Source organism: Bradyrhizobium sp. Ken64 (assembly GCF_055807555.1).
In genome coordinates this window covers 70620-97293 of sequence record NZ_JBVVPA010000018.1, presented here as the reverse complement: position 1 = coordinate 97293, position 26674 = coordinate 70620, and the positions used below count along the sequence as shown (strand labels likewise).

The 26674-nt window shown below is 64.7% G+C and carries 30 protein-coding genes, 1 pseudogene and 1 riboswitch; of the genes and pseudogenes, 24 read left to right on the top strand and 7 right to left on the bottom strand.

Annotated elements, in window-relative coordinates:
• Positions 1-93 precede the first annotated feature (93 nt).
• Complete coding sequence (locus AC0L2F_RS26535; protein WP_473250411.1) at positions 94-507, top strand: c-type cytochrome; 414 nt, start codon at positions 94-96, stop codon at positions 505-507.
• A 31-nt stretch (positions 508-538) separates the two neighbouring features.
• Here the strand turns inward: AC0L2F_RS26535 and AC0L2F_RS26530 are convergent, their stop codons facing one another.
• Together AC0L2F_RS26530 and AC0L2F_RS26525 are read right to left on the bottom strand one after the other, a co-directional pair.
• A complete protein-coding gene (locus AC0L2F_RS26530) occupies positions 539-811 on the bottom strand; it encodes a hypothetical protein (protein ID WP_473250410.1) in 273 nt (90 codons plus the stop codon).
• Between the two features lie 5 nt (positions 812-816).
• The gene (locus AC0L2F_RS26525) at positions 817-1599 is read right to left on the bottom strand and encodes a DUF899 domain-containing protein (RefSeq protein ID WP_473250409.1); all 783 of its coding nucleotides are present in this window, start codon (positions 1597-1599) and stop codon (positions 817-819) included.
• 147 nt (positions 1600-1746) lie between these two features.
• Here AC0L2F_RS26525 and AC0L2F_RS26520 point away from each other — a divergent pair, with 147 nt between their 5' ends.
• From AC0L2F_RS26520 to AC0L2F_RS26485, 8 genes and pseudogenes are all read left to right on the top strand, one after another.
• Positions 1747-2979 carry a helix-turn-helix domain-containing protein gene (locus tag AC0L2F_RS26520; protein WP_473250408.1) on the top strand — a complete coding sequence of 411 codons (1233 nt, stop codon included), beginning with the start codon at positions 1747-1749 and terminating at the stop codon, positions 2977-2979.
• Positions 2980-3009: 30 nt separating this feature from the next.
• Positions 3010-3648 (top strand): Vgb family protein, encoded by a 639-nt coding sequence (locus tag AC0L2F_RS26515; protein WP_473250407.1) that lies wholly within the window; start codon positions 3010-3012, stop codon positions 3646-3648.
• A 137-nt stretch (positions 3649-3785) separates the two neighbouring features.
• A complete protein-coding gene (locus tag AC0L2F_RS26510; protein ID WP_063995197.1) occupies positions 3786-5354 on the top strand; it encodes a DUF4403 family protein in 1569 nt (522 codons plus the stop codon).
• A gap of 119 nt (positions 5355-5473) precedes the next feature.
• Positions 5474-6598 (top strand): ABC transporter ATP-binding protein, encoded by a 1125-nt coding sequence (locus AC0L2F_RS26505; RefSeq protein WP_063995196.1) that lies wholly within the window; start codon positions 5474-5476, stop codon positions 6596-6598.
• An 86-nt stretch (positions 6599-6684) separates the two neighbouring features.
• Positions 6685-7734 (top strand): ABC transporter substrate-binding protein, encoded by a 1050-nt coding sequence (locus AC0L2F_RS26500; protein ID WP_473250406.1) that lies wholly within the window; start codon positions 6685-6687, stop codon positions 7732-7734.
• Positions 7735-8041: 307 nt separating this feature from the next.
• Positions 8042-9304 carry an ABC transporter permease gene (locus tag AC0L2F_RS26495; protein WP_473250405.1) on the top strand — a complete coding sequence of 421 codons (1263 nt, stop codon included), beginning with the start codon at positions 8042-8044 and terminating at the stop codon, positions 9302-9304.
• A complete protein-coding gene (locus AC0L2F_RS26490) occupies positions 9301-10131 on the top strand; it encodes an ABC transporter permease (RefSeq protein ID WP_007613647.1) in 831 nt (276 codons plus the stop codon). Before AC0L2F_RS26495 ends, AC0L2F_RS26490 begins: the two co-directional genes overlap by 4 nt.
• A 236-nt stretch (positions 10132-10367) precedes the next feature.
• Positions 10368-11581 (top strand): annotated as a pseudogene (locus AC0L2F_RS26485) (ABC transporter substrate-binding protein).
• 210 nt (positions 11582-11791) lie between these two features.
• Here AC0L2F_RS26485 and AC0L2F_RS26480 read toward each other — a convergent pair.
• Entirely contained in the window at positions 11792-12337 is a 546-nt protein-coding gene (locus AC0L2F_RS26480; RefSeq protein WP_473250404.1) for a PRC-barrel domain-containing protein, read from the bottom strand.
• A 308-nt stretch (positions 12338-12645) separates the two neighbouring features.
• Positions 12646-12876 carry a hypothetical protein gene (locus AC0L2F_RS26475; protein WP_473250402.1) on the bottom strand — a complete coding sequence of 77 codons (231 nt, stop codon included), beginning with the start codon at positions 12874-12876 and terminating at the stop codon, positions 12646-12648.
• A 242-nt stretch (positions 12877-13118) separates the two neighbouring features.
• Between AC0L2F_RS26475 and AC0L2F_RS26470 the strand changes: the two genes are divergently transcribed.
• The 8 genes from AC0L2F_RS26470 to AC0L2F_RS26435 all read left to right on the top strand — a co-directional run bounded on the left by AC0L2F_RS26470 (position 13119) and on the right by AC0L2F_RS26435 (position 19969).
• Entirely contained in the window at positions 13119-13667 is a 549-nt protein-coding gene (locus tag AC0L2F_RS26470) for a transglycosylase SLT domain-containing protein (protein ID WP_473250401.1), read from the top strand.
• A 200-nt stretch (positions 13668-13867) separates the two neighbouring features.
• Positions 13868-13996: riboswitch (TPP riboswitch) on the top strand.
• Positions 13984-14994, top strand: coding sequence for an FAD-dependent oxidoreductase (locus AC0L2F_RS26465; RefSeq protein WP_473250400.1), 1011 nt, complete (start codon positions 13984-13986; stop codon positions 14992-14994). Its footprint overlaps the riboswitch before it by 13 nt.
• Positions 14985-15182: a sulfur carrier protein ThiS gene (gene thiS / locus AC0L2F_RS26460; RefSeq protein ID WP_063995188.1), complete on the top strand. Its 198-nt coding sequence runs from the start codon at positions 14985-14987 to the stop codon at positions 15180-15182. Before AC0L2F_RS26465 ends, thiS begins: the two co-directional genes overlap by 10 nt.
• A gap of 204 nt (positions 15183-15386) precedes the next feature.
• Positions 15387-16169: a thiazole synthase gene (locus tag AC0L2F_RS26455; protein WP_473250454.1), complete on the top strand. Its 783-nt coding sequence runs from the start codon at positions 15387-15389 to the stop codon at positions 16167-16169.
• The gene (locus AC0L2F_RS26450; RefSeq protein ID WP_473250399.1) at positions 16156-16764 is read left to right on the top strand and encodes a thiamine phosphate synthase; all 609 of its coding nucleotides are present in this window, start codon (positions 16156-16158) and stop codon (positions 16762-16764) included. The genes AC0L2F_RS26455 and AC0L2F_RS26450 overlap by 14 nt, the downstream gene beginning before the upstream one ends.
• 181 nt (positions 16765-16945) lie before the next feature.
• Entirely contained in the window at positions 16946-18844 is a 1899-nt protein-coding gene (gene thiC / locus AC0L2F_RS26445) for a phosphomethylpyrimidine synthase ThiC (protein WP_473250397.1), read from the top strand.
• Positions 18845-19065: 221 nt separating this feature from the next.
• A complete protein-coding gene (locus tag AC0L2F_RS26440; RefSeq protein ID WP_473250396.1) occupies positions 19066-19356 on the top strand; it encodes a hypothetical protein in 291 nt (96 codons plus the stop codon).
• A gap of 49 nt (positions 19357-19405) precedes the next feature.
• Positions 19406-19969 carry a mismatch-specific DNA-glycosylase gene (locus AC0L2F_RS26435; RefSeq protein WP_473250395.1) on the top strand — a complete coding sequence of 188 codons (564 nt, stop codon included), beginning with the start codon at positions 19406-19408 and terminating at the stop codon, positions 19967-19969.
• A gap of 164 nt (positions 19970-20133) precedes the next feature.
• Here the strand turns inward: AC0L2F_RS26435 and AC0L2F_RS26430 are convergent, their stop codons facing one another.
• Positions 20134-20571, bottom strand: a complete 438-nt coding sequence (locus AC0L2F_RS26430) for a VOC family protein (RefSeq protein ID WP_473250394.1) — start codon at positions 20569-20571, stop codon at positions 20134-20136.
• 267 nt (positions 20572-20838) lie between these two features.
• On the opposite strand from AC0L2F_RS26430, the gene AC0L2F_RS26425 reads away from it, so the two are divergent.
• Both AC0L2F_RS26425 and AC0L2F_RS26420 read left to right on the top strand, forming a co-directional pair.
• Positions 20839-21486 carry a glutathione S-transferase family protein gene (locus tag AC0L2F_RS26425; protein WP_473250393.1) on the top strand — a complete coding sequence of 216 codons (648 nt, stop codon included), beginning with the start codon at positions 20839-20841 and terminating at the stop codon, positions 21484-21486.
• 71 nt (positions 21487-21557) lie between these two features.
• Positions 21558-22253, top strand: coding sequence for a glutathione S-transferase family protein (locus AC0L2F_RS26420; protein ID WP_473250392.1), 696 nt, complete (start codon positions 21558-21560; stop codon positions 22251-22253).
• 90 nt (positions 22254-22343) lie between these two features.
• On the opposite strand, the gene AC0L2F_RS26415 is transcribed toward AC0L2F_RS26420, so the two are convergent.
• Complete coding sequence (locus AC0L2F_RS26415) at positions 22344-22778, bottom strand: hypothetical protein (RefSeq protein WP_007613671.1); 435 nt, start codon at positions 22776-22778, stop codon at positions 22344-22346.
• A 452-nt stretch (positions 22779-23230) separates the two neighbouring features.
• Between AC0L2F_RS26415 and AC0L2F_RS26410 the strand changes: the two genes are divergently transcribed.
• The 4 genes from AC0L2F_RS26410 to AC0L2F_RS26395 all read left to right on the top strand — a co-directional run bounded on the left by AC0L2F_RS26410 (position 23231) and on the right by AC0L2F_RS26395 (position 25257).
• Entirely contained in the window at positions 23231-23617 is a 387-nt protein-coding gene (locus tag AC0L2F_RS26410; protein ID WP_473250391.1) for a RidA family protein, read from the top strand.
• Positions 23618-23770: 153 nt separating this feature from the next.
• Complete coding sequence (locus tag AC0L2F_RS26405; protein WP_007613673.1) at positions 23771-24031, top strand: hypothetical protein; 261 nt, start codon at positions 23771-23773, stop codon at positions 24029-24031.
• Between the two features lie 237 nt (positions 24032-24268).
• Positions 24269-24520, top strand: a complete 252-nt coding sequence (locus AC0L2F_RS26400; protein ID WP_007613674.1) for a hypothetical protein — start codon at positions 24269-24271, stop codon at positions 24518-24520.
• A gap of 101 nt (positions 24521-24621) precedes the next feature.
• Positions 24622-25257 (top strand): hypothetical protein, encoded by a 636-nt coding sequence (locus AC0L2F_RS26395; protein WP_473250390.1) that lies wholly within the window; start codon positions 24622-24624, stop codon positions 25255-25257.
• 4 nt (positions 25258-25261) lie between these two features.
• Here AC0L2F_RS26395 and AC0L2F_RS26390 read toward each other — a convergent pair whose 3' ends face one another.
• Positions 25262-25747 carry a J domain-containing protein gene (locus tag AC0L2F_RS26390; RefSeq protein WP_473250389.1) on the bottom strand — a complete coding sequence of 162 codons (486 nt, stop codon included), beginning with the start codon at positions 25745-25747 and terminating at the stop codon, positions 25262-25264.
• A gap of 111 nt (positions 25748-25858) precedes the next feature.
• On the opposite strand from AC0L2F_RS26390, the gene AC0L2F_RS26385 reads away from it, so the two are divergent.
• Entirely contained in the window at positions 25859-26626 is a 768-nt protein-coding gene (locus tag AC0L2F_RS26385) for an SDR family NAD(P)-dependent oxidoreductase (RefSeq protein ID WP_473250388.1), read from the top strand.
• Positions 26627-26674: the final 48 nt, after the last annotated feature.

The following is a 26674-nucleotide window of genomic DNA, read 5'->3' as shown; positions in this document are numbered from 1 at the left end:
CGCAAACGGCCCCGGAACCCACCGGGGCCGTTTTCGTTTGCCCTCGGCATCCCGGCGCGCGCGTGCTGCGGCGGATCCCCGATGGAGGCGCGAATGCAATCACGTCCGCAAACGCCGCAAGGCACATGGCTGCGCGTGTTCGCCGGCGCAGTGGCACTGCTGCCGACCGCGCCCGCCTCGCGCGCACAGCAGCCGGCGAGGGACGACGCAGCTCAGCAGGCCTTCAACAATTCCTGCCGCACCTGCCACTCGGTGAGAGAGGGCGACAATCGTCTGGGCCCCAACCTCAATAAAATCGTCGGACGCAAGGCCGGCTCGCTGCCGAACTACAATTATTCCTCGTCGATGAAGGAAGCCGGCTTCGTCTGGGACCAGGACAAACTCACCCGCTTCATGGTCAAGCCGGACGAGGTCGTATCCGGTAACAAGATGCAGCCCTATGGCGGCGTCTCGGCGGAAGAAGCGGGCAGGATTGTTGCTTATTTGCAGGCGGCGGGGTCGCAGTAACGGCTCCGCCTGAGGCGGAGCCGTATTCATCTCACCGCGCGCCGCCCCGCCCCTCCGCCATCAGCCTCAGCCATGCCGCCGAATGAAACGCACTCATCAAGAGATACATCGGCACCATCCCGCCCAGCATCGCCCCATGCCCGGCGGCACACAGCATGTCCGCCGGGCCATCAAGCATGGCCGTCAGCACGGCCATGATCGCGAAGGTCGGCGTCGCCGCTAGCCCCAACCATCTGGCGAGGTGGCGCGCTGCCACCACGCCGTTGCGGCTCGCGCCGGCAGTTGCGTTGACGGGACTAGTCACGTCCTTCAGCCGCCCGCCTCGCGTAGCGCCTTCTCTCCGGCGGTCGACACCTCGACCCATTTCTTGTCGGGCGCGGCACCTTCGGTATAGCTGTCGTGCCAGTTCCACCATTTGTAGGTCGGCGTCTGCGGATAGCCCTTCGGTGAATCCTCCCAGACCTCCTGCCGTCCCAGCGACGTGATGTCGAGATAATTCCAGGTACCGCCCATCTGCTCGTCGCCCCGGCTCTTGACGAAGTAGGTGCGGAAGATGCGCGTCCCGTCGCGGTAAAACACATTCGTCCCGTGCCATTCGTCGACGCCGTAATCCGCATCGAAACTGTCCGTGACGGTGACCCATGGCATGGTCCAGCCCATCCGCTGCTTCAGCCTGCCGATATCGGCCTGCGGTGCGCGCGAGGCGAACACCAGCGTGGTGTCGCGGGCGTTCAGATGCGCGACATCGGCGACCTGGTCGGCCACCATCGAGCAGCCGCGGCAGGCGTGATCCGGCCAGCCGAACACACCCGGCTCGAAGAAGGCGCGATAGACGATCAGCTGCCGCCGGCCCTGGAACAGGTCGTGCAGACTGACCTTGCCGCCGGGCCCCTCGAACGCATAGGTTTTGGTGACTTCCATCCACGGCATGCGCCGGCGCTCGGCGGCCAGGGCGTCGCGGGCACGGGTATGCGCCTTTTCCTTCACGAGCAGTTGCTGACGGGCGGCCTCCCAGTCCTGCGGCGACACCACCGGCGGTGTTTGCATGGCGGCCTGTCCGTTATTTCCTGCGTTGTCAGCTGATGTCATCATGGCTCTCCAACTTTTCCCGGGCGGCCGTTCCGTATCTCGCTATGCAAGATGCGGAACCGCTCGCCCCTCGCCGCACATTGTCGGCCGTCAACGATCTCTCGCACCGGACGGTTGCGTGGTGGGAGTAACAAGTGTGGCGGGATTTGAATGGAGTCGCTGATCACGGCCGCGGCGCGCGCGCTCCAAGCCGGCGATCCGCTCGGCGCGCTGAACCGCGTTGCGCTGCGCAACGATGCGCCTTCGCTGGCGCTGCGCGGCATCGCGATGGCGCAGCTCGGCGATCTCGCGAAGGCGAAGACGTTGCTGCGCAGCGCCGCACGCGCCTTCGGCCCGAGAGAGGCGGTCGCGCGCGCCAGATGTGTGGTGGCGGAGGCCGAGATCGCGCTCGTCTCGCGCGACCTGAACTGGCCGGCGAAGACGCTCGCGGCGGCGCGGGCGACGCTCGCAAGCCACGGTGACCTCGCCAACGCCGCCCATGCGGGTCACATCGAGGCGCGCCGACTTCTCCTTCTCGGACGCCTCGACGAGGCCGAGCGCACGCTGGCCGAGATCAAGTCCACTCCGCTGCCCCCGGCTTCGCAGGTCGCCCGCGAGCTCGTGGTCGCCGGCATCGCCCTCCGGCGGCTCAGAACGAAAGCCGCGCGCGCGGCGCTCGGGCGCGCGGCGAGCGCAGCACGGCAGGCCGGCATTCCAGCGCTTGCAGCCGAGGTCGAAGCCACGAGCCGCGTGCTCGACACGCCCGCAGCGCGCCTGGTCACGCGCGGGCACGAACGGCCGTTACTGCTCGAAGAGGTCGAGGACCTCGCGACATCGGAGGCGCTCGTGGTGGATACGTTCCATCATACGGTTCGCAGGCGAGGCATCCTCGTGCCGCTTGGAAGGCGGCCGGTGCTGTTCGCGCTCGCCCGCATGCTGGCGCAGGCCTGGCCCTCGGACGTCTCGCGGGAGGCGTTGATCACAGGAGCGTTTCAGGCAAGGCACGTCGATGAATCGCATCGCGCCCGGCTGCGTGTTGAAATCGGGCGGCTCCGCACCAAGCTCAAGCCTCTCGCCGATGTCAGCGCGACCAGGCAAGGTTTTGCGCTGACGCCGCGCAAGACACCGCGCAAGACGCCGCAGGTTCTGGTGCTGGCACGACCCGTCGAGGAAAAGCACGCCAATGTGCTCGCCTTCCTCTCCGATGGCGAGCCCTGGTCGAGCTCGGCGCTCGCGCTGGCGCTGGGAACGAGCGCGCGCACCGTGCAACGGGCCCTCGAAGAGCTGGCGCGATCGAACAAGGTGCAGTCCTTCGGACACGGACGGGCGCGGCGCTGGATGACGCCGCCCGTCCCGGGTTTCCCGACAGGCTTGTTACTCCCCGGACCGCTCATGAAGACGTAAGGTGGAATTCACCCCACAGGGACCGAGCAGATGAAACGTTCAGCCGCCGAGATCGTCAGGGAATACGGGCCCTTTGCGGGCGTCGAAGCCGTGCATGGTGTCACCTACGACGGCAGCCAAATGTGGTTCGCGTCCGGCGACAGATTGAACGCGGTCGATCCGGCCGATGGCAAGATCACCCGCTCCATCGATGTCGCCGCGCATGCGGGAACGGCGTTCGACGGGCGCCACCTGTTCCAGATCGCCGAGGACCGCATCCAGAAGATTGACGCGGCGACCGGCAAGGTGCTTGCCACCATCCCTGCACCCGGCGGCGGTGGTGACTCCGGATTGGCCTGGGCCGAGGGCTCGCTCTGGGTCGGGCAGTATCGGGAGCGCAAGATCCATCAGGTCGACCCCCAGACGGGAAAGATTCTCCGCACCATCGAAAGTAAGCGCTTCGTCACCGGCGTGACCTGGGTCGACGGCGAGCTCTGGCACGGCACGTGGGAAGGCGAGGACAGCGACATCAGGCGGATCGACCCCGATACGGGCAAGGTGCTGGAGCAGCTCGACCTGCCCGCCGGGACGATGGTGTCAGGATTGGAGTCCGATGGCGGCGACCGCTTCTTCTGCGGTGGCGGGGATCGCGGCAATGTGAGAACGGTACGCCGTCCGAAGCGCAGCTAGCTGCGTAAGGACGAATGCGCGGCAACGGCGCGTTCGCAGCCGTTAATATGTTCGCCCCAATCCCACCCCATTGGTGAGCTCTAGCGCCCTCCTCGCCTGCCCTGTAGACTTCTGCCCCGGGGCGGCCTGGGGGATTGATGCGACTGACGCTGAACTTGAAAACTGTCCTGATCGCCGTCGCGGTGCTCGCGGCGTCGTTTTTCATCAGCCTGAAGGCGATGGACTGGCTGTCGCCGCGTGCGACGAATTCCGCACCGCCGGTGGCGCAACTGCCGCCGCTGCCGCCGGTCGCGAAGAGCTCGATCGTGGTGGCGCCGGTCGCGATCGCGCTGTCGGCGATCCGCGAGCAGGCCGAGAAGGCCGCCCCGCGCAATTTCGCCGGCAAGGCCGAGAACCCGATTTCGCAAATCCTGGAGAACGCCGACATCGGCTGGTCGGCCGTACGCGGACCGATGGCGACTGCCGGCGACAAGGACGTGCTGACAATCTCGACGCCGCTCACGGGCAAGCTGAACGTGACGGGCTCGCTGTCGTCGAAAGCCACCGGTGCGCTCGGCGAGGCGCTCGGTAGCGTGCTCGGCGGCAATGCTGCGAAACAGATCGGCGCGGTCAACATCAAGAACCTGAACGCCAGCGCCGAGATCAAGGGCAACGTCGTCGTCACCTCGCGGCCGAAGCTCGCGGCCAGCTGGCATCTCGAGCCCAATCTCGGCGCCCAGGTCAATCTTGGCGACACCAACCTCAACATCTCGGGCGCCAAGGTCAACGTGCCGGCGCAGGTGAAGCCGCTGATCGACAAGACCGTCGGCGAACAAATCAACGCCGTCTCCGAACGCATGCGCAACGATCCGACCTTGCGGGAGAACGCGAAGCTGCAATGGGCAAAGGCCTGCCGCTCGATCCCGTTGCAAGGCTCGGGCTCCTCGGCCGCGCTGCCGCCACTCTGGCTGGAGATGAAGCCGATCCGCGCCATCGCGGCGCAGCCGCGCGTCGACGCTCAGGCCGTGACCCTGCTGCTGGGCCTGGAAGCGGAGACGCGCGTCACCTCGACGCCGACCAAGCCCGACTGCCCGTTCCCCGACAAGATCTCGATCGTGCCGCCGACCGGCACCGGCGTGAACATCGGCGTACCGATCGACGTCCCCTTCACCGAGATCAACAAGCTGATCGCGGCGCAGATGGTCGGCCACACCTATCCCGAGGACGGCTCCGGTCCCGTGGACGTCACCGTCAAGAGCGTCAACGTGATCCCGTCGGGCGAACGCCTCCTGATCTCGCTGCTGGTGCGCGCCAAGGAGAAGAAGAGCTGGCTCGGTCTCGGCGCCGAAGCGACCGTGCACATCTGGGGCCGGCCGATGCTCGACCAGGCGCAGCAGACGCTGCGGCTCGCCGATATCCAGCTCGCGGTGGAGTCCGAGGCGGCCTTCGGCCTGCTGGGTGCCGCGGCGCGCGCGGTGGTGCCGCAGATGCAGCAGGCGCTGGTGCAGAAAGCGACGGTCGATCTGAAGCCGATTGCCGCCAACGCACGCGAGAAGATCGCCGCCGCGATCGCCGACTACCAGAAGAACGAGGACGGCATCAAGGTCGAGGCGAAGATCGACAGCCTGACTCTCGCCGATATCGCCTTCGATTCCAAGACGCTGCGTGTGATCGCGGAAGCCGGCGGCTCGCTGAATGTGTCCGTGACGAAATTGTCCGGGATGTAGCGCGCCTTTCCTCGACGGCTCCGTGCGCTCAGTCACTTGCGCCGCTGGCAATCTGGACGGAGGATGCTAAGCTGTTCCTCGCACCCCCGGGGACGAGGTGCTGACAACGCGAGGACGACATGGAAGCCGGCATGGTCACGCCTGCGCCGGCACTGGTGCGCTTTTCCGGCATTCAGAAGACCTACGATGGCGAGCACCTCGTGGTGAAGAACCTCGATCTCGACATCAGGAAGGGCGAGTTCGTCACGCTGCTTGGTCCGTCGGGCTCGGGCAAGACGACCACGCTGATGATGCTGGCCGGCTTCGAGGTTCCGACCCATGGCGAGATCTACCTGGCGGACCGGCCCATCAAGAACGTACCGCCACACAAGCGCGATATCGGCATGGTGTTCCAGAACTATGCCTTGTTTCCGCACTTGACGATTGCGGAGAATATCGCCTTCCCGCTGTCCGTCCGCAACACGAACAAGGCCGAAGCGCAGGAGCGCGTGGGAGCGGCGTTGCGCATGATCAAGATGGAAGCCCTGGCGCACCGGCGGCCCGGGCAGCTGTCCGGCGGTCAGCAGCAGCGCGTGGCGCTGGCCCGCGCGCTCGTTTTCAATCCGCAACTCGTGCTGATGGACGAGCCCCTGGGCGCCCTGGACAAGCGCCTGCGGGAGCAGATGCAGCTGGAGATCAAGCAATTGCACGAGACGATGGGCATCACTGTCGTCTACGTCACCCACGATCAAAGTGAAGCGCTCACCATGTCGGACCGCATCGCCGTATTCAACGACGGCATCGTGCAGCAGATCGACAGGCCCGACGCGCTGTATGAGCATCCGGTGAACAGCTTCGTCGCCCATTTCATCGGCGAGAACAATGTGCTGTCCGGCACCGTCGAGACGCTCGAAAAACAATATTGCCGCGTTGCGCTGGCGGGCGGCGGCGCCGTGACCGCACGAGCGGTCAACGTATCAGGCGCGGGCGCATCGACCTCGCTGTCGGTGCGGCCGGAGCGGATCGCCATTATCCCGGACGGCACCTCCGGCGACGAACCGAACCGACTGCCAGCCAAGGTGCAGAACACCATTTATCTCGGCGACCACGCGTTGGCCGTGCTCGACGTCGCCGACAACAGGGAGTTCATGGTCAAGCTTCAGCCGGGGACGCATGACAGTCTGAGAGCTGGCAGCCTTACACCTGGCGATGACGTGTTCATCACCTTCCGCCCGGAGGACTGCCTGGCCCTCGATCCCGTCTGATCCAGTCATGCAGCATCGCTCCAACGCGGGCGGACCTGCACCAACCAAGCTCAACGCAAGTCACTTGAAGAAGAAGGACAAAGACCATGCTGAAGCGCAAGATTGTTCTGGGTTTCGCCGCGGCACTCACCGCCAGCGCGGCGCTGGCCACGGTCGCGCAGGCGCGTGACCTCACCGTCGTGTCGTGGGGCGGCGCCTATCAGGATGCCCAGAAGAAGGTCTATTTCGAGCCGTTCAAGAAAGCGGCCGGTGTGCCCATGAACGACGAATCTTGGGACGGCGGCGTCGGCGTGCTGCGCGCCAAGGTGCAGGGTGGTGCCGCCACCTGGGACGTGGTCCAGGTCGAAAGCGACGAGCTCGCAGTCGGCTGCGAGGAAGGCCTGTTCGAGAAGCTCGACTATTCGAAGATCGGCGGCGAGGCAGCCTATATCCCACCGTCAGTCAACGCTTGCGGCGTTGGCGCCATCCTCTACGACTTCGTTCTCGGCTACGACAAGGACAAGCTGAAGGAGGCCCCAAAGGGCTGGGCCGACTTCTTCGATACCAAGAAGATCCCGGGCAAGCGCGCCCTTCGTCAGGGGCCGAAGACCACGCTGGAGATCGCCCTCATGGCCGACGGCGTCGCGCCAAAGGACGTCTACAAGGTGCTGGCGACCGACGAAGGCATCGAGCGCGCATTCAAGAAGCTGGACACCATCAAGGGCGACATCGTCTGGTGGAAGGCCGGCGCTCAGCCGCCGCAATTGCTCGCCTCGGGCGAGGTGGCGATGACCTCGGTCTACAATGGCCGCATCGACACAGCGAACAAGAACGAGAAGAAGAATTTCGGCATGGTCTGGGACGGAGCGCTGTTCACCCTCGACAGCTGGGTGATCCTGAAAGGCAGCCCGAACAAGGACGCGGCCTACAAGTTCCTGGACTTCGTCGGCAAAGCGGAGAACCAGTCGAAACTGTCGGAGAACATTGCTTATGGCACCTCGAACAAGAACGCAGCCGCCCTGCTCGCGCCTGCTGTTCTGAAGGACCTGCCGACAGCGCCCGATAACATCAAGAATGCGGTCGAGATCAACGTTGCCTTCTGGCTCGAGAACATCGACCGCCTGACCGAGCGCTTCAACAAATGGGCAGCGAAATAGCGCACGGCCGAACCGGCATGCGGCGCGCATTGGCAGCAGTTTCGTCGCGGCCATCCTTCGAGATGCCCGCCTTAGGCGGGCTCCTCAGGATGAGGAGGGAGCGTGCGGCGGCGATTTCACGACAGGCACCAATGTCGATGAGCCTCATCCTGAGGAGACCGCCACCGGGTCCGCGCAAAGCGCGGCCCGATGACAGGCTCCGCGGTCGTCTCGAAGGACGAGGGGCGCGCTCAGACCGCTCCAAAACACCATGTGGGATAGCGCTGACTGAAATGGCGAGGGATGCCCGGTCAAAGAGGCTCATCCCATGACAGCCTCGCTCCTGACCGGCGCCGATGCCCGGACCGAGGTGCCGCTCAAGCGCCGTTTGAAGCAGGCGGAGCGCGCGCGCCAGCTCAAGGCATTGGCACTCATTCTGCCGCTTCTCGCCTTTCTGCTCTTCACCTTCGCGGGCCCGATCGCCGGAATGCTGTGGCGCGCGGTCGATGACCGGGAGGTGCGTCAGGTTCTGCCTCAAACCGTGGCTGCTCTCGCCGACTGGGACGGCAAGGACCTGCCGGACGAGAAGGCTTACGCTGCGCTGGCAAGCGACGTCCTGGCGGCGCGCGCCTCCGGCGCCATTGCGATTGCGGCCAAGCGGCTGAACTACGCGCTGAACGGTTTTCGTACCATCCTGACCAGCACGGCACGCAATCTGAAGACCGCGCCCGAGCCCGGCACGGCCAGGGAGACGCTGGGCAAGATCAATCCGGCCTGGCGCGAACGCGCCACCTGGACCACGATCAAGGACGCCAGCGGCCCCGTGACCGGCTTCTACCTTTTGTCGGCGCTCGACCTGACGCGGAACGTGGACGGAACGATCGTCGCAGCCCCGCCGGATCAGGCCATCTACCGCGACGTTTTCGTCCGCACCTTCCTCATCAGCCTCAGTGTCACGGCGCTGTGCCTGATCCTGGGCTTTCCAGTCGCCTATTTACTGGCGGCGCTGCCGCCCGGCCGGTCGAATCTGCTGATGATCTTCGTCCTGCTGCCTTTCTGGACGTCGCTTCTGGTCCGCACCTGCGCCTGGATCGTTCTGTTGCAGGGCAAAGGCGTCGTGAACGACAGCCTGCTCTGGCTTGGCATCATCGACGCGCCGTTGCGCCTGATCTACAACCGCTTCGGTGTCTGCGTGGCCATGACCCACGTTCTCCTGCCGTTCATGATCCTGCCGCTGTACAGCAGCATGAAGGCGATCTCGCCTGCTTACATGCGTGCCGCCGCCTCGCTCGGTGCGCCACCCCTCACCGCCTTCCTGCGCATCTACCTGCCTCAGACGCTGCCCGGCATCGGCGCGGGAAGCCTGCTCGTCTTCATCCTGGCGCTCGGCTACTACATCACGCCGGCACTGGTCGGTGGCGCCGCCGATCAAATGATCAGCTACTTCATCGCGCTCTACACGACCGAGACCGCCAATTGGGGCCTTGCGTCGGCACTAGGTGCGGTGCTGCTGCTCGCCACCATTCTGCTCGCGCTCATCTACGGCAAGCTGGTGCAGGGACAGCAGGTGACGGGAGGGATGAAGAATTGAGCGACAATTCCTCCCTCCGCACGCCGAGCCAACGGATCGCGTGGACCGCGACGATCATTGTCTCCACGCTGGTGTTCATCTTCCTGATCGCACCGATCCTTGCGATCATGCCGCTGTCCTTCAGCTCGGGCTCGTACCTCACCTATCCGCTGCCGGGCCTCTCGCTGCGCTGGTACGACGACTTCATCAATTCGCCGCGCTGGATGAATTCGCTGAAGAACAGCATGATCATCGGTGTGGCCTCGACCCTGCTTTCGATGGTGCTCGGCACGCTGGCCGCGCTGGGGCTGGCGCAGTGGAAGAGCCGGTTCAAGCCGCTCGTGCTGGCCTTCGTGCTGTCGCCGGTCGTCGTGCCCGGCGTCATTACCGCGGTCGGCCTGTATTTCTTCTTCGCGCCGATCGGATTGACCGGCAGCTATCTCGGCTTGATCCTGGCTCACACCGCTCTGGCGACGCCCTTCGTGGTGATCACGGTCGGCGCGACGCTGCAGAGCTTCGACACCAATCTGGCACGCGCAGCCGCCTCACTCGGCGCCTCACCGCTTGATGCCTTCCGCCGGGTGATCCTGCCGCTGATCCTGCCCGGCGTGGCGTCGGGGGCGCTGTTCGCCTTCGCGACCAGCTTCGACGAAGTGGTGATCGTGCTGTTCATGGCAGGTCCGGAACAGCGGACCCTGCCGCGCGAGATGTTCAGCGGCATCCGCGAGAACATCAGCCCGACCATCACGGCAGCGGCGGTGATCCTGACGACCGTCTCGGTCATCCTGCTCGCCACCCTGGAAGGCCTGCGCCGACGCAACGAACGGCTCAAGGGCAGCAGCGCGTGAGCTGTCTCATCGTCATTCCGGGGCGCGCGTAGCGCGAGCCCGGAATCCATCGTGCCGCAGCGACGGTGGATGAATGGATTCCGGGTTCGCGCCTAAGGGCGCGCCCCGGAATGACGGAAACACCCCTGCTTATTTCTCAACCCCCTCAGGCATCGCGGGCTTTGCTGCCGCGTCGGTTTGTCGCTAGAACGTGCCCGCAACAAACCCGAATAGCAACACAAAGGGAGAAAAACAAAATGCAAAAACTCATCGCCGCGATCGCGGCCGGTCTCGCTCTCGCCGCCACCTCAGGCGCCGCGCGGGCGCAGATTTCCGACGATGTCGTCAAGATCGGCGTGCTCACGGACATGTCGAGCCTCTATGCGGACGCGACCGGCAAGGGCTCGCTCGCCGCCGTCGAAATGGCGGTCGCCGATTACGGCGCGAAGGTCGCGGGGAAGCCCGTGCAGGTGGTCTCCGCCGATCACCAGAACAAGCCCGACGTCGGCGTCAACATCGCGCGCAACTGGTACGACAACGACAAGGTCGACGCGATCTTCGACGTGCCGACCTCGTCGGTGGCGCTGCCGATCTCGGCGCTGACGCGCGAGAAGAACAAGATCAACATCAATTCCGGCGGCGGCTCATCCGATATCACGGGCGTCGCCTGCTCGCCCAACACGGTGCACTGGACCTACGACACCTATGCGCTGTCGAACGTCGCCGCAAGGCGATGGTCAAGCGCGGCGAGGACTCCTGGTTCTTCGTGACCGCCGACTACGCCTTCGGCATGGCGCTGCAGCGCGACGCCGCCAACGTCGTCAAGGAGAGCGGCGGCAAGGTGCTCGGCGAGGTCCGACACCCGCTCAATTCGTCGGACTTCTCCTCCTTCCTGCTCCAGGCCCAGGCCTCCAAGGCCAAGGTGGTCGCGCTGGCCAATGCCGGCGGCGACACCACCAACGCGCTGAAACAGGCGGCCGAGTTCGGCCTGACGCAGGGCGGCCAGAAGATGATCGCCTTGCTCATGGAAATCACCGACGTTCATTCGCTCGGCATCAAGTCGACGCAAGGCCTGATCATCACCGACGCGTTCTACTGGGACACCAACGAGGAGACGCGCGCTTTCTCCAGGCGCTTCAACGAGAAGGTCGGCCACATGCCGACCATGATCCAGGCGGGGCTCTATTCGGCGACCATGCATTATCTGAAGGCGATCGACGCCATCAAGTCCGACGAGGCACCGAAGGTGATGGAGCAGATGCGCAAAACGCCGGTCAACGACTTCTTCGCCAAGAACGGCAAGATCCGCATCGACGGCCGCATGGTCCACGACATGTATCTGTTCGAGGTCAAGAAGCCCGAGGATTCCAAGGGCGAGTGGGACCTCTACAAGCTGATCGCCACCGTGCCCGGCGACGAGGCCTTCCGCCCGCTCGACAAGGGCGGCTGCCCGCTGGTGAAGGGAAACTAGGGATAGATAACGGGCCGGCATCAATTCCTCATCCTGAGGAGCGCGTCTTCGCGCGTCTCGAAGGATGAAGGCCCGGCCGGTGGCCTCGCCCTTCGAGACGCGCGCAAAGGCGCGCTCCTCAGGGTGAGGGTCAACAGCTAGCATGATAAAAAAACACGACAGCGCGCCCGGCAAAAACCGGGCGCGCTTCGTTAGACGTTAAGAGCCGCGTTACTCCGAGTACTTGAACTCGGGCATGTTCTTCAGCTCGTCCTTGCTCGCATTGAACACGGCGTGGTCCGGATACCATTTCGACGAGGACGACGCGGTCGTCGTGGTCGCGGGCTTGTTGTCGGTGCCGGTTGCGGCACCCGTCGTGGTGGTCGCCGCGGGCCGGTTGGCCGCGCTGTTCGGGTTGTTGCCGGCAGCGCCGGTGTAGGCAACCGCCTCGTTGACGAACTTCAGCTTCTCATAGGGCACCGCGACCAGATGCTCGCCCAGGCCGAGGAAGCCGCCGACGCCGATCACGGCGATCTTGATGTTGCCGCTCTTGTCCATCAGCAGATCATTGATCGAGCCGATGTTCTCGTTGGCGTCGTTATAGACCTTGATGCCGTCCATCTTGGACGTACGCCACTGTCCCGACGCGGTCGTGGTCGTCGTCGAGGCGGCGGCAGCCGGCGCCTTGTCGGTGGTGGCGGTCGGATTTTGCGCGAACGCAACGGTTGCGAGCAGTGCGGTACCGGCGAGACCGGCCGCGAGCGATTTCATCAACATATTGTCCTCTCCTTCAGCAGAAAACTCGTGCGGAGAAAACAGCTCGGATCAATCCCAGTTCCGCGCGTGCTGCAATTTCGTCGCGTGCTGCGCGAGTATCGGAGCCGCGTGCATTGTTCCTAAGTCACCCAGGAACATTTTGCAGCGCATCGTTCTCACCGACGATCGCCGTGCGCGTGATCGTGCGGATGCAATTGCCGGCATGGCAACAGCCGCAGCTTCGGCTTAAGGCATGATCCGGACCCGAAGGGCCGCGCCAACGCAAAGTGTGCAGCGGTTTTCCGAAATCATGCCCGAAGGAACAAAACTCAGGCCGCGAGCGGCGGGTGCTCGAGGGCAGCCTCGTCGAAGATCGCAATCGCCTCGAAGCGATAATTGCAGGCGTGGCACGTCCAGAGATAGGAGACGCGCCCTTCGCCCGGTTCGGTCCAGTCGGGCGTCGGGATCAGCGTGCCGCATTGGGCACAGGGGTTGTTTCTGGGCAAATCGTGTTCTGACATGTCGCCGCTGTGGGCCTTGACCATGGTTGATTTTGTCATGGCACCTCTCCCGATTCGCTGGCCGTGACATACTCGCTTTCGTGCGCCCATGCGAATAGACAGGCCTTCTGTCGCGAGTTGTCCGCCTGAGGGAACTCCTGCGCCAGCATTGAGTCGTCACTGCGGCTCGGCGCCGCGAAAAAATTTACGGCGGCGTTTGGTCACATCATTGCCGCGTTCGGGGGCCTAAACGGCAGCCGGGCGCAGGCCTTCAATCAGTCTCAGGACCTCCGGGATATCTGATGAAAATTTTACGTGTCGCCGCGCTGCTCGCGGCCGGACTGACGTTGCCGCAGGCTGCATTCGCGGGCCAAGCGGAGTACGCCGAGATGGTCGCGGCCCATGCGCGCGCCAACGGTGTGCCGGAGGCGCTGGTGCATCGCGTCATCATGCGCGAAAGCCGCTACCAGCCCGGCCTGGTCGGCCATGGCGGCACCATCGGGCTGATGCAGATCAAGCTCGCGACGGCCCGCGGGGTCGGCTACACCGGCGACGCCGCCGGCCTGCGCGATCCCAACACCAACCTCACCTATGCCGTGAAATATCTCGCCGGCGCCTATCACGCCGCCAATGGCGATCACGCCCGCGCCGTTCGTTATTTCGCCGGCGGCTATTACTACGCCGCAAAGCGGCAGCGGCAGGAGGCCGTCCAAGTCGCCAATATGAGCGAGGCCAATATGGGCGCCCCTTGGCTCGAGCCGAACGGCAATCCGCAGCCGATATTCGGCACCGCCCCACACCGGAAGCTCGCCCAGCGCGTTCGCAACGCCCGGGCGCAGGCGCCGAGATAGCTCTCTCCGTGTCCCGGACGCGCTGCAGCGTGCAACGCTGCTGCGCAGAGCCGGGACCCACTTACTCCCACAGCAATGGGCCCCGGCTCAGCAGCGCACCACGTCGCCAAGAAGGCGACGCACTGCGCTGCGTCCGGGGCACGAGAGCGGTGGGTTCCCGCCAAGCGCGTTGACCACCCAGTCCTGCTGGCATACATTAGAGCCGTTCCGAGGGGTGCTCCGAGGAGGAGCTGAGATACCGCTAAATGGGCAAATCCGCCCAGGACCGCGGTGACCCTTTGAACCTGATCCGGGTCATGCCGGCGAAGGGACAGGGATGTTGCAGACGACCAAGCGACCGGATTCCCCGGTATCCATCATCGGCGCGGGCATTGCCGGCGCCTGGCAGGCCTTGCTGTTCGCGCAGGCCGGCCATGCCGTCACCCTGCACGAGCGCGGTGACGCCGACATGACCGATGCCACCAGCCATTGGGCCGGCGGCATGCTCGCGCCCTATTGCGAGGCGGAAGTTTCCGAACCGATCATCTCCAGGCTCGGCCTGCGCTCGCTCGACATCTGGCGGCGCGAGCTGCCCGACACGCCCTTCAACGGTTCGCTGGTGGTCGCCCACCCGCGCGAGCGCAACGATTTCGAGCGCTTTGCCCGGATGACCGCGGGCCACCGCCGGCTCGATGCGGCGGCGCTGGCCGAGCTCGAGCCGTCGCTCGAAGGCCGCTTCCGCGACGCGCTGTTCTTCCCGACCGAGGGCCATGTCGAGCCGCGCCGCGTGCTGCCGAAACTGCACGCGCGCATCGTTGCGGCCGGCGGCACCATCAAGTTCGAAAGCGACGTCGCCGCCACAGACCTGGAGGGCATCGTGATCGACTGTCGCGGCCTTGCCGCGCGCGACGAGCAGCCTGGCTTGCGCGGCGTCAAGGGCGAGATGATCCTGATCGAAACCGCCGAGGTGCAGCTCGCGCGCCCGGTGCGCCTGATCCATCCGCGCTGGCCGCTCTATGTGATCCCGCGCGAGGACAATCTGTTCATGCTGGGCGCGACCTCGATCGAGGCCGAGGACACCGGCGTCAGCGTGCGCTCCGCGCTGGAGCTGCTGGGCGCCGCCTACGCCGTGCATCCCGCCTTCGGCGAGGCCCGCATCGTCGAATTCGGCTCCGGCCTGCGCCCCGCTTTCCCCGACAATCTGCCGCGCATCGGCATTCGCGGCAACACGATCAGCGTGAACGGCCTCTACCGCCACGGCTTTCTGATCGCGCCTGTTCTGGCCGAGCTGACGCTTGGCTTTGTCGAGCGCGGCCAGATCGACAATGAGGTGATGCAATGCGCGTGATGGTGAACGGCGAGCAGCGCGAAATCAATTCCGCCAGCGTCGACGCGCTGCTCAGCGAGCTCGACTACGAGGGCACCCATTTCGCCATCGCGCTCAACTACGACGTCGTGCCGAAAAGCCGCTGGGCCGAAACCGCGCTGAAGGCCGGCGACGAGATCGAGATCATCACACCGCGGCAGGGAGGATGATGTGAACGACGCTGTCGCCTTTCTTCACCTCGCCCCGCTTGCGGGGAGAGGTCGAAATTCGCGCGAGCGCGAATTTTTTCGGGTGAGGGGGACTCTCCGCGAGTCCGACTCCCACCTCCATTGCGGATACAGCCCCTCACCCCAACCCTCTCCCCGCGAAGAGCGGGGCGAGGGAGCAGACCGCAAATCGCGGAGACACTGATGATGGTCAATTTCTACGGCAAGACCTTCCCCTCCCGCCTCCTCATCGGCAGTGCGCTCTATCCCTCGCCTGCGATCATGCAGGCGGCGATCCGCGCCTCGGGCTCGAACATCGTCACGGTGTCGCTGCGGCGCGAATCCGCCGGCGGCAAGACCGGCGATGCGTTCTGGAATCTGATCCGCGAGCTCGACGTCACCGTGCTGCCGAACACCGCCGGCTGCCGCAGCGTGCGCGAGGCGGTGACGACGGCCAAGCTCGCGCGCGAATTGTTTGGCACATCCTGGATCAAGCTCGAAGTCATCGCCGACAACGACACGCTGCAACCCGACGTGGTCGGACTTGTGGAAGCCGCAAGCATCCTGATCAAGGACGGCTTTGAAGTGTTCCCCTATTGTACCGAGGATCTCTCGGTCGCAAACCGCCTGGTCGATGCCGGCTGCAAGGTGGTGATGCCGTGGGCCGCGCCGATCGGCAGCGCGAAAGGCATCACCAACCGCGATGCGCTCAAGCTGATGCGCGAGCGGCTGCCCGATATCACGCTGGTGGTCGACGCCGGTATCGGCGCGCCGTCGCACGCGGCGCAGGCGCTCGAGCTCGGCTACGACGCCGTGCTGCTCAACACGGCCATCGCCAAAGCCGCCGATCCCGTCGCGATGGCCAACGCCTTCCGCCTCGGGATCGAGGCCGGCCGCACCGCTTATGAGGCCGGGCTGATGAACGCCCGCGATTTCGCCTCGCCTTCCACCCCTGTCGTTGGGACACCTTTTTGGCATGCCGTATCCTGATCGCTTTTATCCCGTCGTCGACAGCCTCGCCTGGGTCGAGCGCCTGACCAGGCTCGGCGTCGGCACCATCCAGCTGCGCGCAAAGGACCTCGACGATTCGCAATCGCTGCAGATGGTCACCGATGCGCTGGCGATCACCGCGGGCACGCAAGCCAAGCTCGTCGTCAACGATTATTGGCGCGCGGCGATCGTCGCCGGCGCAAAATATCTGCATCTCGGCCAGGAGGACTTGGCGGACGCCGACCTCGCTGCCATCCGCGAGGCCGGCTTGTCGCTCGGCGTTTCCACTCACGACGAGGATGAGCTGGACACCGCACTCGCCGCCGAGCCCGATTATGTCGCGCTGGGGCCGATCTTCTTCACCACGCTCAAATCGATGCGCTTCGAGCCGCAGGGCATTCCAAAGATCACGGAATGGAAGAAGCGCATCGGCAATATCCCGCTGGTCGCGATCGGCGGCATCAAGTTCGAGCACGCCGCGGAGATTTTTGCCGCCGGCGCGGATTCCATCGCCGTCGTCAGCGACGTCACCCAGAACGCCGACCCGGATGCGCGGGTACGGCAATGGCTCGGCCTCTCCGCGGAGGCGGCGTGATGCGCCTCGCCCTCACCCACACACCTCTGTCATCGCCCGGCTTGACCGGGCGATCCAGTACGCCGCGGCCTCTCGGCTCTGGCCGCACTGCCTCGGAGTACTGGATCCCCGCTTTCGCGGGGATGACAGCCGATTTGTCTCTCGCGCAGCAACGCCAACGAACTGAATCAAGGAGGATCCCATGAACATCCGCTCCAACCCCGACAAGACCGTCCCCGCCGTCACCACCGGCCCGCTGCCCTCGTCGCGAAAGATCTTCGCCTCGCCCGACGCCGCGCCTGATCTGCGCGTGCCCTTGCGCGAGATCATCCTGTCCGAAGGCGCCGGCGAGCCGAACCTGCCGGTGTACGACACCTCCGGTCCCTACACCGACCCGAGCGTGACCATCGACGTCAACGCCGGTCTCGCGCGCGACCGCAAGGCCTGGGTGCTGGAGCGCGGCGGCGTCGAGGAATATCAGGGCCGGCAGATCAAGCCGGAGGACAATGGCAGCGTCTCCACCGACAAGGCCGCGCGCGCCTTCTCGGCCTATCACCAGCCGCTACGCGGCCTCGACGGCCACAAGATCACGCAGCTCGAATTCGCCCGCGCCGGCGTCATCACCAAGGAGATGATCTACGTCGCGGCGCGCGAAAATCTCGGCCGCAAGCAGCAGCTCGAGCGCGCGGAAGCAGCCCTTGCCGACGGCGAAAGCTTTGGCGCCGAAGTCCCCGCCTTCATCACCCCGGAGTTCGTGCGCAGCGAGATCGCCCGCGGCCGCGCCATCATCCCCTGCAACATCAACCATGCCGAGCTCGAGCCGATGATCATCGGCCGCAACTTCCTGACCAAGATCAACGCCAATATCGGCAACTCGGCGGTGACGTCATCGGTCGAGGAAGAGGTCGAGAAGATGGTGTGGGCGATCCGCTGGGGCGCCGACACCGTGATGGACCTCTCGACGGGGCGCAACATTCACACCACCCGCGAATGGATTTTGCGCAACGCGCCGGTGCCGATCGGCACCGTTCCGATCTATCAGGCGCTGGAGAAGTGCGACGGCGATCCGGTCAAGCTGACCTGGGAGCTCTACAAGGACACGCTGATCGAGCAGTGCGAGCAGGGCGTCGACTATTTCACCATCCACGCCGGCGTGCGCCTGCAATATATCCATCTCACCGCCAACCGCGTCACCGGCATTGTTTCTCGTGGTGGTTCCATTATGGCGAAGTGGTGCCTGGCGCATCACAAGGAGAGCTTCCTCTACACCCATTTCGACGAGATCTGCGACCTCATGCGCAAGTATGACGTCTCGTTCTCGCTCGGCGACGGCCTGCGTCCGGGCTCGATTGCGGATGCCAACGACCGCGCGCAGTTCGCCGAACTCGAGACGCTCGGAGAACTCACGAAGATCGCGTGGGACAAGGGCTGCCAGGTCATGATCGAAGGCCCCGGCCACGTGCCGATGCACAAGATCAAGATCAACATGGACAAGCAGCTCAAGGAGTGCGGCGAGGCGCCGTTCTACACCCTCGGGCCCCTGACCACCGACATCGCGCCGGGCTACGACCACATCACCTCGGGCATCGGTGCCGCCATGATCGGCTGGTTCGGCTGCGCCATGCTCTGCTACGTCACGCCGAAAGAGCATCTCGGCCTGCCCGATCGCAACGACGTCAAGGTCGGCGTCATCACCTACAAGATCGCCGCCCACGCGTCCGATCTCGCCAAGGGCCACCCGGCCGCTCAGCTGCGCGACGATGCGCTCTCCCGCGCCCGATTCGACTTCCGCTGGAGCGACCAGTTCAACCTCGGCCTCGATCCCGACACCGCAAAGAACTTCCACGACGAGACCCTGCCGAAGGAAGCCCACAAGGTCGCCCATTTCTGCTCGATGTGCGGCCCAAAATTCTGCTCGATGAAGATCACGCAGGACGTGCGGGATTATGCCGCGACACTGAATGATCCGAACGGCGTGGGCATGTCGATGAGCGGGACCGCCGAGGACGGCATGGCCAAGATGAGCGCGAAGTTCAAGGAGATGGGGAGCAGCGTTTATCTGGACGCGGAGAAGGTGAAGGAGAGCAATAGGGTGTTGTGAGCCGGCCCTTCCTCGCCATGGCGGGGCTTGCTCGGGCATCCATCGGAAGCGAAGCCGGGCGAGAGCTCGGCTTCATTTTTGATGACATCCATCTAGATGTACAGCTTCCGAATAGGTCCGACCGGCACAATACTTGAACCCACAACGGACGCTTCGTAGCCTTGAGTATCCGTCGTGGAGCCTTTCCCGAGCCGATGAGAAGACGAGAGGAGAAAGCAATAATGCAGCCAGCCGTTGAGCGCCTTGCTCAAATCGGCCCGTTGCCGAGTTCAAGTGCTGCCACCGCGCCGGAATTGCGGGAACTGAAAGTTTTGCTCGGCGAAGTGCAAACACCGATTACGGATGACGAGGCAAAAGCTTTGGTGCGGCTGTTCGGGCCAGATGATTGTCTCGGAATTGCTTGGTCGCTGCTTCATTTGATCGAGACATCTCCCGGCTGGCCAATTGAAGGTGCTCTCCATGGCCTATACGGCGAGTGGATCGATAGACTGAAAGAGCGCGGAGCGCATTGACTGTAGCCGGGATGAGCGAAGCGACATCCCGCATTGACAGCCCACCCAAATGCCGCCCCCGCTCACACGGGCTGCAGCTCCACGGATAGACAATTTGCCCGAAGCCCCGCTGCACCGCCTCCCCGACCAACTCCGCCCCGACCTCCGCCTCGTCTTCGTCGGCACCGCCGCCAGCACGCGCTCGGCCGAGCTCGGGCACTACTACGCCCATCCCGGCAACCGCTTTTGGCGCGCGATCCATGAGGTCGGCATCACCCCGCGGCGGTATCAGCCGGGCGAGTTCGCGAGCTTGCTCGATCTCGGGATTGGCTTCACCGATCTCTCCAAATCGGGCGCCGGGATGGATCACCAGATCGAGGCCGCCTCGATCGACGTGCCCGGCTTCAGGGCCAAAATCGAGAAGTATCGACCGCGGACAATTGCGTTCACGAGCAAGAAGGCGGCGAGCTTGTTTTACGGCAGGCCGTCGAGCGTGATTGCGCTGGGGCGGCAGCTGCGCGATGAGAGTTTGCCCGAAATGTTCGTGCTGCCCTCACCGTCGGGCGCGGCGTCCGGGCATTGGACATTGGAGCCGTGGCGTGAGCTTGCGGCGTGGATCGCTGCAACGGAATAGTCGAGAGTGTCCCCGCTTTGGCCTGCTCGCGTGTCCCGGGCAAGCGAAGCGCAGACCCGGGACCCAGAAGCTCCTGCACGGATGCGGCATGGGCCCCGGCTCTGCAGCGCACCACGCCGCGAAGAGCGGCGCGATGCGCTGCGTCCGGGGCACGGGCACCTGCCTCACCCAGCATAGGCCTTGTCCAAATCCGCAATCACGATCTTTCTCATCTGCATCATCGCCTGCATGACGCGGTTCGCCTTGCTGCGGTCGGGGTCGCCGAGGTAGCGGCCGAGCGCTGATGGGATCACCTGCCAGGACAGCCCGAACTTGTCCTTGAGCCAGCCGCAGCGGGATTCTTCGCCGCCGTCGGCGGTGAGCTTGTCCCAGAAATAATCGACTTCCGCCTGCGTCTCCACGCTGATGAAGAACGACACCGCTTCGTTGAACTTGTATTGCGGCCCGCCGTTGAGCGCATTGAAGCGCTGGCCTTCGAGCTCGAACACCGCCATGAAGTCGCTGACGGTCTCGACCTTGGCATTGGGAAACACCGATTTGTAGAAGGCGACGGCCTCCGGCACGTTGTTGTCGAACCAGAGAAACGGCGTGATGGAGATCATGAACGTGTATCCTTTTGCCTCAGGCTGGACACGCGGGAGCGCGCCCGGTGTTCCAAGGACGAGGCAGGGGGCAACGATCCGACAGTGGCGGCGGGATTTTCCTGTAGCCCGGATGAGCGACAGCGACATCCGGGGCCGGCAGCTGCCCCGCATATCGCTATCGCTCATGCGGGCTACGGGGTCCACGAAAACGCATTGACCTGTCGGAATCCACTCATTCCACTCGTCCTCCGAACGCAAAACGCGATCAACCCCGGAGCCCTCCAGATGCCCACCATCACCGCCTTCGCAAACTCGCCCGACCGCGGCCGCGGACAGGCCCGCGACATGCGGGTGCGCTGGGCGCTCGAGGAGGTCGGCCAGCCCTACGACGTGCGTCTGGTTTCGTTCTCGGACATGAAGGGGCCCGCCCATCTCGCCCTGCATCCGTTCGGGCAAATCCCGACCTATGAGGACGGTGACCTCCCCTTGTTCGAGTCCGGCGCGATCGTGCTCCATCTCGCGGAGCGTCATGCCGGGCTGCTGGCGACGGAGCCGAACGCCCGGGCCCGCGCGATCACGTGGATGTTTGCCGCGCTCAGCACGCTGGAGCCGCCGATCGTCGAACTCGGCATGGCGATGCTGTTCGAGCGCAACAAGAGCTGGTACGCGGAGCGGCTGCCGCTGCTGCAGGATCGCGTCCGTGTCAGGCTCGGTGAATTGTCCCGCCACCTCGGCGATGCCGACTGGCTCGACGGTGCGTTCAGCGCCGGCGATCTCATGATGGTGACAGTGCTGCGCCGGTTGAATGCATCAGGTCTGCTGGATGAATATCCCGATATCGCCGCCTATGTCGCCCGCGGTGAAGCGCGGCCGGCATTCAGGCGCGCTTTCGACGCGCAATTGGCGGTCTTTACGGCGGCATCGCATTCGTAGGGGCACTCTCCCATTGCGTTGCCCGGGGCACACCTGCATGCTGCCCTCCACCGCGGAGGAGCGTCCGTCCCATGCTGACCCTCTACTCCTATCCAGAGCTGTTCGGCGTCGCCGACAACAACGGCTACGGCCTCAAGGTCTATGCCTTCCTGAAGCTCGCGGGCGTGCCGTTCGTGCACGAGCATGTGTTCGATGCCTCCGCCGCACCGCGCGGGCAGCTGCCCTATATCGTGGATGACGGCGAGACGATCGGCGACAGCGAGACCATCATCACGCACGCGACCGCGAAATACCGCCTCACCATCGACGCGGGGCTTTCACCGGAGCAGCGCCGCACCAATCACTTCGTCACGCGCATGCTCGACGATCTCTATTGGGTGATGTCGTATTCGCGCTGGAAGGACGAGCGCTATTATCCGGCATTCCGCGACGCCTTCATCGCGCAGCACAGGCAGATCGATGCGGCAGGATTCGAGAAGGCGAAGGCGTATAATGCGCAGCGCTATCACTACCAGGGCATCGGCCGCTACACGCCCGAGCAGGCCTATGCGCGGGGGCTCGCCGATCTGCAGGTGCTGGCGGAGATCGTGCCGGCGAACGGCTTCGTGCACGGCGCGGCGCCGACTAGCGTCGATGCCGGCATCTACGGCTTCATCGCCAACATTTTATTCTTTCCGATCCCGACGCCGCTGAAGGCGTTCGTCGATGCGCACGCAAATCTCGTCGCACATTGCGAGCGGATTCACGCGGCGGTGAGGGGAACGTAGCCCGGATGAGCGACAGCGACATCCGGGGCTGAGGGTGACCCGCATGTCGCTGTCGCTCATGCGGGCTACGAATTGAGCTGATCGCCGTCCCTACCGCATCGTGATCGCAAGGCCGCTGAGATCCGCATTCGCCATCAGGCCGACCTGCGTGCCGGACAGCTCGAGCACGGCGCCCTTCTGGTTGCTCAGCACGATGGCGCGCGCGCCGCGGCCCACCGCGATGCCCGCACCGGCGGCGCCGTAGACGCCGGCGATGTCGGAGGGCCGGTTGATGTTGGACACGCGGCCGCGCAGCACGGTCTTGGAACCGCCGAAGACGAGGCCGTAGTCGAGACCGCCGGTCGAGAGCGAATAGGCCCGGCCACGGAAGTTCAGCACGCCCGAGCCGCCGGAGCCGCCGATGATCCAGCCCGCCTTGTAGATCGTCAGCACAACGGTGCCGCCGTCGGCCAGCGCCGAGGTCGAGAGGCCGGCAAGCGCGGCAATGCCGACCAGCGCGGCACGAAGGGTGGATGCGAACTTCATGGGAGTCTCCGGGGGCTATTCTTCAAGGAGGGAAACGAATCAGACGCAGCGAATGTATCCGATGCATCGCGGCGGCAACATGATGGGGGGCGGCTCTCAGGGCCAAGGTGCAGCAGCGCATTCAACTGTCATCGCCCGGTTTAACCGGGCGATCCAGTATTCCAGAGGGGCGATGGTGAACCGAGAAGCCGCGGCGTACTGGATGCCCCGGTCGGGCCGGGGCATGACGGCGGAGTTTGGCGCGACGAGACGCTCACCCGCCATCATGCCATTCTGCCCCTGTTTTGCCCGACGGAGCAAGCGATTATTTTGCTTTTCCCGAATCCAAAAAGAAAGCTCAATGATTCTCGCCGGATGTCTACTGTGCATGGGGTTGTTTTCGCGTTTTTTGTTGGAGGCGCCCCGAGCTGCCGCTACGCTTGCGCTGTCAGCCGTCCATCCGAGGTGATCCCATGCCGATCCAGCATTTCGCACCCCCGCCGCACGTCAAGGCGCCGCCGCTGTCCTTTGCCACGCGCACCGGCGATCTCCTGTTCGTCTCCGGCATTCCCGGCTTCGACGCGAGCGGCGCGCTGCCTGATGGATTCGAGGCGCAGTTCGCCAACGTCGCCGTCAACATCAAGCGCGTGCTGGCGGAGGCCGGCGCCGAGATCCGCGATCTCGTCAAGGTCAACGTGCTGCTGACCCGCGCCTCCGACGTCGCCGCCATGAACGCGCTCTATGCCGGCGCCTTCGGGCCGCCGCCCTACCCCGCCCGCACCACCTGCGTGGTCCACGCACTGCCCGATCCGAAGATGCTGATCGAGATCGAGGCGGTGGCGTCGCTGGCCGAGGGATAGACGAGTGATAGACAAGCGACAGTCAAGCGATAAGGCTCATCCGAACAGCCGACCAACGGCTGACATGTCCGTGAACGGTCGCCGCCCCGCTTGCCACCCGCACCATTTTGCCGCACCAGTTTCCGTCTCACGTTCCCCATCAGGAGATATTTCATGCGTCGCGTTCTCGCCCTCTGTGCCGTTGCCGGCATCGCCACCTCCGTGTTCGCCGTGCCGGCCTCCGCGGCGGTCGGCTATTACGTGATCCGCTGGGACAACACCGGCATCTGCCAGGTCTGGAACGAAGACCTCAAGTACAAGCCGTTCCAGTGGGGCGTGTCGACCTACAAGGTCGTCAGCAAGCCGCTCCCGACCTTCACGGCCGCCTCGGAGCTCCAGATCAAGCTGCGCGCAGAGCGCCGCTGCACGCTCTAGGCGTGAGGCAACTGACCGGATTTCAAAGGGCGGATCGCGCAAGCGGTCTGCCCTTTTTCTTTGGACGCACCACTGATTTTTTCTGCCGAAATCACGCATTTTCCGCGCACCTGCTTTGAACCCGGCCCGTTGGCGGACCTACTCACATCTTGTCCGGGGCGCACCCCAAGCGTCCCGCGCCGCCCTCCCCATCATTGTCGGGAGGCGCATCACAACTTTCATTTCGAGGAGCTGATCATGCGTCGTATTTCCGTGCTGTGCGCTGCTGTGGGCCTTGCCGTCACCGCCTTCGTCGCCGCAAGCCCTGCCGAGGCCAGCTATCACCTGATCCGCTGGCAGGACACCGGCTTCTGCCAGATCTGGGACGAGGGCATCCCGACCACGCCGTGGCCCTCCGGCTATTCCCGCGTCAGCGCGACCGTGCCGACCCTTGGCGACGCGATCATGCTGAAGGATCACGCGTTGAAGAACGGCCACTGCACCTGGTAGGAATTCGATCGGCGGACGACAAGGTCCGGGCAAGGATGCGATGCCAGCATCCTTGCCTGCTTGTTTTTGCCCGCTCGTTTTTTCACCTTTGGAGCCAATCGATGCGCGCACCGGCGACAACAACCATTCTCGCCGCATCGCTCCTGCTCACCGCAACGGCGTACGCGCAGGCCCCGCAATCCTTTCGCGTGATCTCGCCGGTCTTCGGCCAGCTGGTCAGCTTCGCGATGCCTTCGAATTTTTCCGTGGTGTTCGAGAACACCAAGGGCGGCCATTACATCCGCGAGTCCGTGCTGAAGGGCGAGACGCCCGAACGCTGGACCGAGATGATCACCGTGACCGGCGAGAAGGGCATGACGACGACTCCAGGTTCATCGCCGGAGAAATTCGCGGGCTCGATCGCAAGCGGTTTCAAATCCGCCTGCCCCGACAGCTTCGCGGCAAGGCCGCTCGGCGCCAGCACGTTCGGCCGCTTCGAGGGTTTCGTCGCCGTGATCGGCTGCGGTCGCGTCGACAGCGGTCCGACGCGGCACAGCGAGACCGCACTCCTGGTCACGCTCCAGGGCACGAGCGACTACTACACCGTCCAGTGGGCCGAGCGCGGCCCCGAAACCGACGAGCCGCTGGTGAACGACGACCGCTGGCAGACGCGTTTGCGCGCGCTTAGCCCGATCGAGCTCTGCCCGATTTTGGCCGGCGAAGCCGCGCCCTATCCGAGCTGCGTGAACAAGAGTTGAGGCCTCACGCGTCCTTGTAGGCGCGGGGATGGATCAGGATATCGCGTGCGGCGGCGAGGTCGATGAACGCTTGCGCGCTGCCGCCCTGGTCGGGGTGCATGCCCTTGGCGGCGCGGCGATAGGCCTGGTTGATGTCCTCGCAGGTGAGCTGCACCGCGAGCGGCAGGCCGAGCACCTTGCGGGCGCGATCCTCGCTGGAGATTTTTTTCGGCGCAGCATTGCGGCGGCCGAAGCGCGGCGCGGTCAGATCGTGAACGACATCGAGCACCACGCCGAGACGGCGCCGGGCCGCCAGCGTGACACTGTGATCGTCGTTGTCCACGGCCTGGCGCAGCACCGGAAGCGCCTGCTCGGCGGCCTGACGCAGCATGGTGTCGGTGCTCATCCGCGCGATCTCGGTCACGAGGCGGCCCGCCTCGGCCCAATCGGCGCCTTGCGCCGACCGCAGGCGTTCGAGTGCGAGTTTCCAGGATTCAAGCCGTTCCATCATGCGCGCAACGTTTAGCAATCAAGACCAGTATGCCAAGGCCGCCGTTTCCGACCCCTTAATTTCGAGTTAGCCTTTCATGAAACTTCGAAAATAAATCGGGAGGAAATTGTCATGGCATTGCTCGCAAATCATATCGCCGTCATCACGGGCGCCGGTTCGGGCATCGGCCGGGCCATCGCGGCCGGCTACGCCCGCGAGGGCGCGCAGGTGGTGCTGCTCGACGTCAACGCCGACACGGCCGCGGAAGCCGCCGAGGAGATCCGCAAGTCCGGCGGCAAGGCCGAGAGCTTTGCGCTCGACGTGACCAAACGCGACGACTGCTTTGCGCTCGCCAAAGAGGTCGCCGACAAGGTCGGGCAGGTCTCGATCCTCGTCAACAATGCCGGCATCACCCGCCGCAACGCCTTCACCGCGGAGCCGGAGACAGTGGCGAAGGACTGGAACGACATCATCTCGCTCAACCTCAACGGCGTCTTCAACATGACGCAGGCGTTCCTCAACCCGTTGCGCGCAGCCAAGGGCCGCATCGTCAATATCGGCTCGATCCAGTCCTTCGTGCATCTGCGCACGCCGAGCTCGGCGGCCTACACCACCTCGAAACACGGCGTGCTCGGCTTCACCAAGGCGCTCGCGGTCGAGCTCGGCAAGGAGGGCGTGCGCGTCAATGCGATCGGGCCGGGCTTCATCGAGACCAACATCAACGCCAATGTGCGCGCGACCAATCCGGCGCTGGTGCAGGCTTTCGTCGATCACACCCCGCTGGCGCGCACCGGCAAGCCCGAGGACATCGTGGGTCCCGCGATCTTCCTTGCGTCGGACATGTCGGCCTACGTCACGGGAACGATCGTGATGGTGGACGGCGGATACCGGACGGTGTGAGCGGGATGATGCCTTCTTGGTAACGCGGAGTATGCTCGCAGGAATATG